The organism is Streptomyces sp. NPDC055632 (genome assembly GCF_053618675.1).
Map to the genome: position 1 here is coordinate 13384 of NZ_JBSHHY010000060.1, position 11645 is coordinate 25028.

At 75.5% G+C, this 11645-nt stretch carries 8 protein-coding genes; 6 read left to right on the forward strand and 2 right to left on the reverse strand.

The window, feature by feature from the left end; all coding sequences use genetic code 11:
• Positions 1 to 136: 136 nt before the first annotated feature.
• A complete protein-coding gene (locus tag ACWGSR_RS35955; protein WP_453573320.1) occupies positions 137 to 898 on the reverse strand; it encodes a nucleotidyltransferase family protein in 762 nt (253 codons plus the stop codon).
• Between the two features lie 518 nt (positions 899 to 1416).
• Here ACWGSR_RS35955 and ACWGSR_RS35960 point away from each other — a divergent pair.
• From ACWGSR_RS35960 to ACWGSR_RS35970, 3 genes are all read left to right on the forward strand, one after another.
• Positions 1417 to 1686, forward strand: a complete 270-nt coding sequence (locus tag ACWGSR_RS35960; RefSeq protein ID WP_453573323.1) for a DUF6480 family protein — start codon at positions 1417 to 1419, stop codon at positions 1684 to 1686.
• A 238-nt stretch (positions 1687 to 1924) separates the two neighbouring features.
• On the forward strand, positions 1925 to 2458 hold the full coding sequence (locus ACWGSR_RS35965) for a DUF5709 domain-containing protein (protein WP_366379520.1): 534 nt from the start codon (positions 1925 to 1927) through the stop codon (positions 2456 to 2458).
• Between the two features lie 43 nt (positions 2459 to 2501).
• Complete coding sequence (locus ACWGSR_RS35970; protein WP_453573325.1) at positions 2502 to 3650, forward strand: baeRF2 domain-containing protein; 1149 nt, start codon at positions 2502 to 2504, stop codon at positions 3648 to 3650.
• 175 nt (positions 3651 to 3825) lie between these two features.
• Here the strand turns inward: ACWGSR_RS35970 and ACWGSR_RS35975 are convergent, their stop codons facing one another.
• Positions 3826 to 4635: an SDR family oxidoreductase gene (locus ACWGSR_RS35975; protein WP_453573328.1), complete on the reverse strand. Its 810-nt coding sequence runs from the start codon at positions 4633 to 4635 to the stop codon at positions 3826 to 3828.
• A gap of 293 nt (positions 4636 to 4928) precedes the next feature.
• Between ACWGSR_RS35975 and ACWGSR_RS35980 the strand changes: the two genes are divergently transcribed.
• The 3 genes from ACWGSR_RS35980 (at position 4929) to ACWGSR_RS35990 (ending at position 11532) form a co-directional block, all read left to right on the forward strand.
• Positions 4929 to 5129, forward strand: a complete 201-nt coding sequence (locus ACWGSR_RS35980) for a hypothetical protein (RefSeq protein ID WP_453573331.1) — start codon at positions 4929 to 4931, stop codon at positions 5127 to 5129.
• Between the two features lie 599 nt (positions 5130 to 5728).
• Entirely contained in the window at positions 5729 to 6586 is an 858-nt protein-coding gene (locus tag ACWGSR_RS35985) for a DUF4132 domain-containing protein (protein WP_376247058.1), read from the forward strand.
• Positions 6583 to 11532: a DNA-binding protein gene (locus ACWGSR_RS35990; protein WP_453573333.1), complete on the forward strand. Its 4950-nt coding sequence runs from the start codon at positions 6583 to 6585 to the stop codon at positions 11530 to 11532. Before ACWGSR_RS35985 ends, ACWGSR_RS35990 begins: the two co-directional genes overlap by 4 nt.
• Positions 11533 to 11645 lie beyond the last annotated feature (113 nt).

Sequence of the window (11645 nt, forward strand, 5' to 3'; positions counted from 1 at the left end):
ACCTCTCTTGTCGCGGCCCGCGACTTTTTTTAATACTACACCCCCACTTGTGTGGGGCCCTTCGGCGGGGGGGGGGGTCACACGGCATCCGGCCGTGTCACCCGCCCTCTTCGTGTGGCTTCGGCGGCGTGGCGACCTACGAGGGACCGGTTCCGCCGTGGGTCACGGGGCCGTGGGTCGGCAGGACGTGCAGCAGTTCGAGCAGATGGAGGAAGGCCTCGGCCATCGGGGCGCCCTCCGTCTCCTGGCGCACGCGCGCCCAGTCGACCCGTTCGCGCAGGCCCCGCGCCACCGGCAGCAGGGTGCCGAAGTCGCAGTGGTGTTCCGAGAACGCCATCAGCCGGGAGACCAGGAGGTCGGTCGGTGCGATCACCGGCATGTGGACGGAGTCCACCGGGAGCGTCTGGGCCCGTTCCAGGAGCTCGGTCGTGACCGGCCGCCCCGCGAGGGAGAAGATCAGATCGATCTCCTCACCGCCGGAACGCGCCTTGACCAGCCAGTCCTCGGGCGGATCGACGATCCGGATCCCGTGCTCCCGCAGCGCGCTCGTGACGGTCTCGGCGTCCTCCCGCCGTACCGCGAAGTCCGTGTCGTGCTGGAGCCGGACTGGGATGCCGTGCGCGTAGGCGGCGACGCCGCCGATCAGGGCGAACGGGCAGCCCGACGCCTTCAGCACCGCCCCGACCTGCTTCGTCGTCTCCAGGATCGCCTGGGTGTGGTCCGGCGGCAGCGCGGTCGCGTCGCCCTCGCGTGATCCCCCCGCTCGGTGATCCTCCCGCGGAGCCTTCCGGGGCTCGGGAGATCCGGTGCCCGCGAACACATGGTCGTGAGCGGCGGACGCGGAGTACGCCTCTCCGTTCGCCGACCGGCGCGCGGCCGGGTCTTCCGTGAGGTTCATCGCCTGCTCCTGTCCTTGCCACTGGTCGCGACGGCCCCCCAAGGGGTGGAACCGCGTCTACCCAGAGCGGGCACGGTCATCCGCCCCGGTGATCGGCCGTGACCGACAGGAATCGGCCACCGGAGAACTGTCTGTCCGGTTCCGTTTCGGGTAGTCGCCGGGGCGGGAGAGGACGAAGGGAACCGACCGTGAGGAGACCCGCCGTGCGGATCACGGAGCAGCGGACGAGAACCGAACGGCGCCGACTCACGGACGAGGAGTTCCACGCCCTGATCGGGAGGCGTCCGCCGAGGCACGACGCCTGTCGCTCGGCGAACCACCCGGGGCGGAGCCCGACTTCGCCCTGCGCACCCAGCACGCCGAGTTCGGAGCCGCCGCCCATTGACCGGCGGGCCGGGACGCCGAACGCCGCGCGGTCGCGCCGGCGGTCGGCCCGCCGTACGCCGGATAGGGCGGACACGGGCGGGTAGTCGCGTACCGGCCGTGCGACATCCGGATTCCGGAGGGAGATGGACGCCATGACCGTACCGAGCAACCCCGACCCGGAGCCCCGTGACACACCAGGCGTCGGCGCCGAAGGTGGAGCCGACGTGCCCCGCCCCGGCCCCGGGGGCGGAATCGCGCCCGGCGAGACGCCACCGGCCGAGTCCGGAACGAGTACGGGCACCGGGCCCTACCGGCCGCTCCGGCGCGGCTGGGCGGTCGGCCCGCTCCTCGCCCTGTGGATCGTCGTCGGCCTGTGCGCGCTGTTCTTCCTCGCGTACGCGATCATCCTGGCCACCGACTGAGCGGGCGCCCGTCAGCCCCCCGGGCCGTGGGGACGGCCGGTTCCGGGGTGCGCGCTTCCGGTCCCGGCCCCCGATCACGCACCTAGGCCTTCGGCCACCGACTCCGGCTTTCAACCATCGATTTTCGATCCCCGACCTCTGATCCCCGACCTCTGATCTCCGACCTCTGATCTCCGACCCCTGATCTCCGACCCCTGATCCCCGACCCCTGATCTCCGACCTCCGAAAGGAAACCTTCATGGACCGCAACGAGCCCGGCACGGACGAGGCCCGCGGCGACGACGTCTACCAGCCCACCCACTCCGACGTGGACAACCGCCCCACCGACGCGCTCGATCCGGACAACGCGATCGTGACGGACCCCCTGGAGGACATGGCCAACCCCGGCTACTCGCCTCCCGAGCGCCCGCGGGGCGTGACCCGGTACGGCACCACCCAGCGGGAGCAGCGCGAGGGCGAGTCCCTGGACGACCGGCTCTCCCAGGAGGTCCCCGAGGACCCGCTGCCGGAGGGCGACAGCATCGGCGACCTGCCGGGCGGCGCGGGCGAACCCGTCGACGAGCAGGCCGGCAGCACCCGGGCGGGCCGCCTCGCACCGGTCGACACCCCGAGGGAGACGGGAAACCGCACGGTCGCCCGGGACGTCGGCCCGGACGACTGGGCCGCGCCGGCCGAGGAGGCCGCGATGCACGTGGACACCGGGGCGGACGCCACGGTGGACGAAACCGAGCAGCCGTCCGGGCGGCGCGAGGAACCCGGGACGGAGCGCTGACCGCCTCCGACACCCTGCACGTTCCGACCCCAGTGGGGACACCATGAACCTCGACTTCCTCAAACCGCTCCTGGAACGGCCCGGCCCCTGGGCCTCCGTCTACGTCGAGACCGACCGGTCCACCGAGGACGCGGCGCAGATACAGCGGCTGCGCAACCGCGCCGTGGCCGCACAGCTCGTCGACGAGGGCGCCGACCCGGCCACGATCCACGCGGTCGCCGACCGCCTCGGCGCCGAACCCGTCTCCGGCTCGCCGCCCGGACGCGCCCTCTTCGCGACGGCGGGCGAGGTCGTGCTCGACATCCCCCTCACGGCCGCTCCGCCGTCCGCCGGGGCCGCGTGGACGAACCTCCCGCACATCGCGCCCCTGGTGCTCCTGCGGAGCGACGAGCCCGCCTGTCAGGTGGCCCTCATCGACCGCGAGGGCGCCGACCTCGAACTGAGGGACTCCCGCGGCACGCGGGACCTGGGCGAGGCGCGCGGGAAGCAGTGGCAGGGCCGGGGACACCGCTCCATCCCCCAGGACCGGTACGAGTGGCACTACAGCAACAAGGTCGAGGACGCCTGGGAGGAGACGGCCGACGTCATCGCCGGCGAACTCGCCCGGCGCTGCCCGCAGGACGGCGGAACCCTCCTGGTCCTGGCCGGGGACGCGCGCGAGCGCAAGGCGGTACGGGAACGGCTGCCGCAGCGCCTCCGGAGCGTCGCTGTCGAGGTGGACCACGGCAGCCGCGCGCCCGGCGCCTCCACCGAACTCCTCGACCGGCAGATCGAGGAGGCCCGCTCCCGCTACGCCCGGGAACGGGTGCGGAGCGCGCTCGACGACTTCCGCAGGGCGCGCGGGCGCCCCGGAGAGCACCGCGAGACGGCCGTCGACACCGGACGCGGCCCGGCCGCCGAAGGGGTCCCGGCCGTGGCGGCGGCCGCCCGGGAGCACCAGGTCGCCACCCTCCTCCTCGGCCGGGACGCCTCCGACGCGAGCCGCCCCGTGTGGGTCGGCTCCGGCCCCGACGAGATCGCCACGGGCCGTGCCGAGGCCAGGGGCTGGGGGATCGGACGGCCGGAGGAGGCGCGCGCCGACGACGCGCTGCTGCGCGCCTGCGTCGCCGCGGGCTCCGAGGTGCTCGTGGTGCCGGAGGAGATGGCGGGCCCCGCGGGCGGCCTCGGCGCCGTCCTGCGCTGGAGCGACTGACCGGCCCGGCCCTCGTCCCCCGCCGTCCTCGTCCCCCGCCGTCCCCTTCCGCCGTCGCCGCCGAGGAGTCGTCCCGCCTTCCCCGCGCACCTGCGCTGGGGGGCGGGGCGGCTCCTCTCGCGTTCCTTCGGGCCCGCGCCCCACGGCCCCCGGTGTCACCGCCCTGTCGGGCCCCTCAGGGCCGCCGCCAGTCGTCGGACGTCAGGTGCGAGCCGGCCATCGGGCCCATGCGGAGCATCCCGCCGTCCACCGCCCAGGACGCCCCGGTCACGTACGACGCTTCGGGGCCCGCCAGGAAGGCGACGACGGCGGCGACCTCGCGGGCGTCTCCCGGACGCCCCAGGGGCACGCCCGGCCGGGACGCGGCCCGGACGTCCTCGTCCTCCTGGCCGGTCATCGGGGTGGCGATCTCGCCCGGCGCGACGGAGTTGACGGTGATGCCGTACTCGCCCAGCTCCAGGGCCATGACCTGGGTGAGGAGCCCGAGGCCGCCCTTGGCGGCGCAGTACGGTCCGGCGCCCACCCGGGGCTGGTGCTCGTGCACCGAGGTGATCTGCACGATGCGGCCCCCGCGCCCCCGGTCGATCATCCGGCGGGCGGCGCGCTGGGCGCACAGGAACGGCCCCGTCAGATCGACGTCGAGCACCTCCCTGACCTTCTCCAGGCTCAGGTCGAGGAAGGACTCGGCCGTGCCCGTACCGGCGTTGTTGACCAGCACGTCGACCCCTCCGAGCTCCTCCGCGAGCCGGTCGATCACGTCGGCCGCCCCCGGCAGTTCCGTCAGGTCCAGGCGGGCGACGGCCGCCCGCCTCCCACGGGCGCGGACCTCCGCCGCCGTGGCCTCGGCGCCCGCCTCGTCCGTGTGCCACGTGACGCCCACGTCGAGGCCCGCCTCCGCGAGCCGCACCGCGACGGCGCGCCCGATCCCGGAGTCCGAACCGGTGACGATCGCCGTGCGCGGGTCGAAACCCTGGATGTCGACCATGGTTCCGCCTCCTCTCGTACCGCTGCTTCCGCGTCCATCTCGCGCGTGACGCCCCCGCCGCTACCCCCGTCGCGGCCGGCCATGCTCCGTCACCGCCCGTGTTCCTCCTCCCGCCCCACCGGCCGGAGGAAGGGCCCCCACCGGCCGGGGAGGGGCACGGAAACGGACGACGGGCGAGTACGCCGGGGCATGGCGTCCGGCGGAACGGGGAGACGCGCCACGAGGAGGACACCGGTACGGAAGGACACCGGTCCACCCGACTCCACTCGACACCTTCGACGTGAGGAGACGCCATGAGCGGTCCGCAGAGCCGTGAACAGCGAAGGAGCGGAAAGGGCGCGGCCACCCCGCAGGACCTCGCCGAACTCAAGGCCCATCAGGCCCACCGGTCCGACGAGAGGGGCCGGGGCACGGCGCACGGGACGGACAAGGGGGAGAAGGGCGGCGGCGAGGGTGGCGGAACCCCTCCCGGCCGGCGCCCCGACGAGTCCTGAGCCCCCGGAACGACCACGCCGGCCCCGCGGGACGAAGGACCGCGCGCCCCGGCTCCCACCGGCACCCCGGCGGTTCGAACCGCCGGGGTGCCGGGACGAGTGGACCCCGTCCGACCGGGCAGGGGCCGGGTGCCGCTGTCCGGGCGCTTCCCCTCCTGCCCGGGCAGCGGTCCCGAACAGGAGAGGGGGCCTCGGCTGTCCCGGGCCGACGGGCCCGGCCCGCCCGGGCGGGCCCGTCCTGACGCGCCTGCGGCGCGCCGCACGCGCACAGCACCACCAGGGCCGCCGACGCTCCGAAGAGCACGGGGATCCTCACCCGGTCCCTCCGTTCGTCCGCACGGTCGCGGCGTCAGATCTTGTGTGCCGCGGCCGTGCGGCGGGAAGCCCGTGGCGCGTGAGGACCCCGTACGGCGAGGAGCACCGCGTGGCGAAGGGCCGTGCGACGGCCGGCCGGCCGGGCGGGGACCGCCTGTCCGGGCCCCGAACACGCGTTGTCAGTGGCCCTGGTTAGTCTCCCCTCATATCGCGGTTCCAGGGGCTTTCGACCCCTTGGTTCGAGCTGCGCGATTTCTGACGAACAGGCGGAGGGGGCACGGCCGATGGCATGGCTGACGGCGGACGAGGGGTACGAGATCACCCTCGACGAGGGGCGCGTGGTCGCACGGCGCGCGGGGGGACGGCAGTTGAAGACCCTGCCGAAGGCGCTGCGGGACCATCCCGAGGTCGACCGGCTCCGGCGCCTCGCCGAATGGCTGGACCGGCACGTGGCCGCGTGCGTGGCGCAGGTCGACACCTGGATGGTGTCCTCGCTCCCCGTGCCCACCGGGCTGATCGCCCGCGTGTGGCCGGACGAGGCCTGGCGGTCCGCCCTCCGCGACATGGCCGTGGTGGGCGACGACCCGGACGAGGTCGGCTTCCTGCGGGACGTCACCGCCGACGGCGAGCTGAAGGTGGTCGACCTCGACGGCGAGACCGTACGGCTCTCCCCGCGCACCGTGACCCTCCCGCACCCCGTGCTCCTCCCCGACCTGGACGACGTACGGGACTTCGCGGCCGAACTCGGCATCACCCAGCGGGTGGAGCAGATCCACCGGGCCACCTGGACGAGGCCGGCCGCGGCCCACCCGGAGACGGCCACGGAAGTACGGGACTACGCGGGCGGGAAGTTCGCCTCCCGCTTCGGCCTCGCGGCCCGCGCGACCTCGCTCGGCCACCGCGTCTCCGGCGGCTACGCCACCTGCAAGGTCCGCGACGGCGGCCGCGCCACGGAGGCGTCCGTCTGGATCGGCGAGCCGTACTGGGACGGGGAGTCGGAGACCGGCGGGCTCGGCTGGCACGACGACGAGGGCCGCGCCGTGCGGCTGAACGAGGTCGGACCGGTGGCCTGGTCCGAGGGAATGCGCATGGCCGCTGCGCTTTACGCCGGCCGCACGATCGAAGAGGGTGGGGACGCGTGACCGGCACGACCGCTTCCGACAGGACCACGGACGGCGCTCCCGGAGGAGCCCGCGACGACGCGGAGCTGCTCGCGGCAGGCGCCGTGCTCCCGGCCGACGCCCGGGACGCGGGGGCCTCGGCGGTCGAGCTGACCGCCCGCGCCTACCGCCACCCCGTCCTCGGCGAGGACCGGGTCGTCGTCCACCTCGCCGCGGCCGAACTCGGCCCCGCCGAGGACCTCGCCGCCGGCTTCCTCGGCCTCGAACTCCACGGGGAACCGGCCGTCGTGGGCCTCGGCCGCCGCCAGGAACTGGGCTTCCCCGAATGGGTCCTGGTGCACCACCCCGAGGACGGCCACCACGCCCTCGCGGTCGTCCCCGAGCTCGACCGCCTCGCCCGGCAGGCCAGGACCAAGCCCAAGGCCGCCCTGGACGCCTGCCTCGAACTCGCCGGACGCCTCGCCTCCTCGGTACCGCACTTCCTGCCGGTCTTCCACGAGCAGGCCGCCCGGATCTTCCTCGGCGTCGAGAACACCACGTACGCGGGACAGCTCTTCGCCCGCGCCCGCACCAGCGAGGCCGAGCACGGCCTCGTCGTCGACGAGGACCGGCTCGACGCCGTCTTCCTCGAATTCGCCCTGGTCGGCGCGCTTCCGGTGAAGGTCCTGACCGGGTACGGCAAGGAACTCGCCGCCCGGCTCGCGCCCGCCGAGGCGTACGAGCGCTTCCGGCGCCTGTGCGTGCGCCGCACCGCTGGCGGACTCGCCCCCTCCGCCCAGGCCACCGTCGAACTGCGGCGCCTGGCCCGCGCCGCCGGCCTGTCCGCCCCCGAGGCGGAACAGGACTACCTCGCCGACCTCCTCCCGCTGCCGGCCACCCTGCGCGCGGCCGACGGCTGGTGGAAGTCCCACCGGTCCTCCCTCGTCGCCCTGGCCCGCCGCGTCCCGGCCGCACGGGGCACGCTCCTGGAGATGATGCCGCCCTCCGACGGCGGCGAGTTCAGCGACCTGTGGCTGGGGATCCTCACGGAGTCCGGGGCGGACGCCGGACTGACCGGCGCGGACGTGCCGCCGGAGGAGCGCTGCGCCGACGGCGCGGCCGGCTGGCTGGAGCGCTTCCACACCGCCCGGCACCGGGGCTGGGGCAGCCGTCCCACTCCGCCGGCCCTCCTCGACCTGGTGGAGCGGGCCGCCGAACGGCTGCGCGCCGACCTCGCGGCCCGCCCCGACGGCCGGGACGCCCTGCGGATCGGCGTCGAGGACCTCGACCTGCTCGACCTGCTGCTCTCGCTGGACGTCCCGGTCGCCGACCCGGCGGTCGACGGCCCCCGGACGAACGCCGCCGCCCTCAACCTGTCGGACTGGGCGCGCGGGGAGAACCCCCGCGACCTGGCCGCGGTCGCCGCCGACCTCCGCTTCCGCCCCGCCTTCCGGCGCGCCGCGAACGCCTACCACGACGCCTCCTCCGGAGCGGACGTGATGCGCCGGCTCGCCGCCGCGGCCGGCGGCCGGCCGATGCTCACCGAGTGGATGCGCGACGTCGCCCGCGACTCGGTCGCGGCCGGACTGCCCGGACTGCCCAAGGCGCTCGCACGCCTGTCGTGGCTGCCCGCCGAAGCCCTCGCGCTCGCACCGGAGGAGGTCGCGGCCGCCGCCGGCGCCGACCTCGGCGAGACCCTGGCGCGCACCCTGCGCGGCGGTCTGTGGGAGGAACTCCACTGGCCGGCGTGGGAGGAGGCCGTCGCGGACCTGACCCCCGGGCGCAACAAGTTCGACGACCTCGTCGTCTTCGAGGCCTGGCCCCACCTGATCGTGGCCAACGCCACCCGGGTGCGGGTCATCGACGCCGAATCCACCGTCCTCACCCACGACCTGCGCGTGCCCACCGGCCAGTCCTCCCACCGATACGGCTTCCACTACGTCGACGGCGCCCTCCTCGTGTTCTGGACCGGCTACGGCAGCAGCCCCGTGCAGGGCTACTGGCACACCGCGCCCGACCGCGTGTTCACCCTGGACACCGAGGTCAGCTACTGGTCCCTCCGCTCCGACCGCCCCAGCCTGCCGCTGCCCGGCGGCGGCCGCACCACCGGCGCCGGAGTCCTGCACGCCGGCGACACGAAACTGCCCCGGGAACGGGCGCTGCTCTCCGACGGCACCTCGTACTGGGTGTGGGAACACGCCGAGCGGTACGAGAACGACGCGCGGCACGACGACAGCGGCTGGGCCGAGTACGACCCCGCCGAGAACGCCCGGGGCCGGCGCTCCCTGCCCGGCTTCCTCGCCGACGCGACCCGCGCCCACGCCCCCGGCGCCGAACTGGCCGCGCAGTCCTCGTGGCTGCGGCCCGCCCCGACGGTGGACGGCTCTGCCCTCGGCACCCCCGTCGACGGCCTGCTCGGCTGGCGCGTCCTGCGGATCCCCGGCGACGGCTGGTGCGCCGACGACACCGCCGGCCGCAACGTCTCCCTGCCCGAGGGCTCCGACATCCCCGTCGCCGCCCTGGCGTTCCCCGGCGACGACCGGCCCAGGGCCCTGACCCGCCAGTGGCGGGAACTGCTCCTCACCGATCCGGACGGCGTGATCACCACAACGTCCGACGGCGACCGGAACGACATCTACGGCACCGCCGCCACGCCCCTGCCGCCGCTCACCCACTTCTACGCCCTCCGCCCGCGCGACCCGCGGGGCTCGGACGTGCTGCGCGCCGCCGACGCGGAGACGGCCGGCACCCTCCTGAAGGCGGCCGTCCTGGCGGAACGTGCCGCGGACGTCCCGGACCTGGTGACCGCCGCGCTGCCGGGGATCACCGCACCCGAGCTGGTCGCGGGCGTGGCGAAGGCGCTGCGCTTCGCCGTGGCGCAGCAGAAGGCCCTGGACTCCGTGGCCGCCCGGCTCGACCCGGCGACCGAACCCGAGGAGACGCGCGCCGAGGGCCCCCACGACAGCCTGCTCGCCGAGGCGCTCGACGGACTCACCGGCTCCGGCTACTACAGCCGGGGCGTCGCCTCGGACGTGACCCACCGCTTCCTGGGCGAACTGGCCGAGGCACGGTCCGGCACCTCCGCGGCGGCCCCTCCGGGGACGCTGCACTACGACCTGCCCTCCCTGCCGTACTCCCCGTTCTCCTTCCTCCCCCTCCTGAACGAACCGGCGGCGGTCGCCTACCGGGCCGTCGCGCCCGGCAGCGGTGACGAGCACCGGGCCGCCCTGCTCGACGTGCTCGGCCGGGTCGACGCCCTGGGCCTCGCCTCGACGGAGGGCTCGACCGACCACTGGCGCCAGGTGAGGCTCCACCTCACCACCCCGCACCTGCACACCCCCGACGGCCAGGAGCGCGGCACCTCCCGCCGCACCGTCCTCCCGTTCGGCGGGGGAGCGGTCCTCGGGATCACCGAGAACGACCGGGGCGTCGACGACGGACGGGAGTTCGAGGCGCTCCTCCACGCCCCCGACGGCCGGTTCGAGGCACCCGCCCCGTACACCCTGCTCGTCGCGACCCCGGTGGGCGACCGGACGCGCGGCGCCGACTGGCTGGCCGCCTTCCTGCGGGAGGCGGAGAACCGCGCTGCGGCCCCCTTCCTCCCGGAGGCGGCCGAGGAGTTCAGCAGGCTCACCGGCGTCCCCGGAGCGCTGGCCCGGCTCGTCCTCGCCGGCATGCCCCACGTGGACGACTGGGGGAACAGCTTCCTGCCGACGGAGCTGCGCACGTTCCTCGGCCTGAAGGTGGCCGAGGCGGCCCAGGCGCGCGACGAACTGCGCACGCTCTCCGTCGAGGTGCGCCGGGCCGTGGTGGCGGCGCTCCTGCCCGAGGACCCGGCGCTGCTGTGGACCGAGGGCCCCGACGTGGCGTCGGCGGCCGCCGCCTGGAACGCGTACGTGGGACGGCGCACCCGGGTCCCGGACCGGCTGATCGCGGAGGCCACCCGAGGGGTCCTCACCGACTGGTCCGTCCACCGGGCCCTCCCGGCGCTCCTCGACCCCGCCTCGTCGCCCGAGCTCTCCACCGACGTGGCGTGGCACATCGCGGAGGACCGGCCGGCGCCCGTGCAGCCGGTCGACCACCCGTTCACCGAATCGGTACTGGTCGCCTCGATGGGCCTGGCGGCCTGGCTCGCCCACCGGCTCCCCGCCGGCGATCCCGCGCGGGCCGCGCTGCCCGGTGTCCTCACCGCCGTACGGCAGCGCCTCGCCTCGCCCGACCTGCTCGTCTCCGCCGGGCGCTACACCAGCCTCGCGGACTTCCGGAAGGTGGCGGGCACGCCGACCGAGACGGCACCGGACCACGAGCGGTACGGCGCGGTCCTCATGGCCACGCACGACGGCCAGCCCCAGCCGGCCCTGCGGACCGCGCTGCTCGACTCCACCGGCTCCGACCCGTACCTGGCGGTGCTGCGCGGCGCCGACCAGCAGCCGATCGGGGTCGAGACGGCCCTGCGGCGGGCCCACGACCCGGCGTTCGCACGGCTCCTCGCCGACCCGGGCGCGCCCGCCGCCGGGGAGACGGACCAGGACGGCACCTGGTGGCCGCAGGACCCCTCGCGCTCCGTGCCCGACCTGGTCGCGGAGGTCGCCGGGACCCACGGCCTGGGGGCCGACGCGGCGACGCTGTACCTGATGCTCCTCGCGCTGCCCGACCCCACCGACCGCGACACCGCCCGGTGGACGGGCTGGAAGCCGGCCCGCCTCAAGGCGGCCCGCGCCGAACTGGCCGCCACCGACCTGGTGGTGTCGGCCGTACGGGCCAGGGCGGGACGCTCGCTGTTCCTGCCCGGCGCCTGGTCCGAGCAGAAGCGGCTCGGGCTGCCGGTCGAGCAGTGGAAGCTGCCGATGTACGGGCCGTTCCTGTCCGCCCTGGTGCCGGTCGAACCGGTCGCCGAGCTCTTCGCCCGGGCGTGGCGGCGGACCCTCGACGGCGACGTCCCCCGCTTCGAGGAGCTGAAGGTCCGGCGCACCAGGCGCCGCCGCTGACCGACCGCCGCCGACCGGCCACCACCGCCCGAGCACCCCCGCCCGGCCACCACCGCCGGGTCGACACCGCCCGCCGGGCCCCGGCCGGCCGGCGGCCCGCCACGGCCCGGCGC

Bases quoted from the DNA above. Each gene is read 5' to 3' on its own strand.
- ACWGSR_RS35955 (WP_453573320.1), bottom strand. From the start codon at position 898: ATGAACCTCACGGAAGACCCGGCCGCGCGCCGGTCGGCGAACGGAGAG.
- ACWGSR_RS35965 (WP_366379520.1), top strand. From the start codon at position 1,925: ATGGACCGCAACGAGCCCGGCACGGACGAGGCCCGCGGCGACGACGTC.
- ACWGSR_RS35985 (WP_376247058.1), top strand. From the start codon at position 5,729: ATGGCATGGCTGACGGCGGACGAGGGGTACGAGATCACCCTCGACGAG.
- ACWGSR_RS35980 (WP_453573331.1), top strand. From the start codon at position 4,929: ATGAGCGGTCCGCAGAGCCGTGAACAGCGAAGGAGCGGAAAGGGCGCG.
- ACWGSR_RS35970 (WP_453573325.1), top strand. From the start codon at position 2,502: ATGAACCTCGACTTCCTCAAACCGCTCCTGGAACGGCCCGGCCCCTGG.
- ACWGSR_RS35960 (WP_453573323.1), top strand. From the start codon at position 1,417: ATGACCGTACCGAGCAACCCCGACCCGGAGCCCCGTGACACACCAGGC.
- ACWGSR_RS35975 (WP_453573328.1), bottom strand. From the start codon at position 4,635: ATGGTCGACATCCAGGGTTTCGACCCGCGCACGGCGATCGTCACCGGT.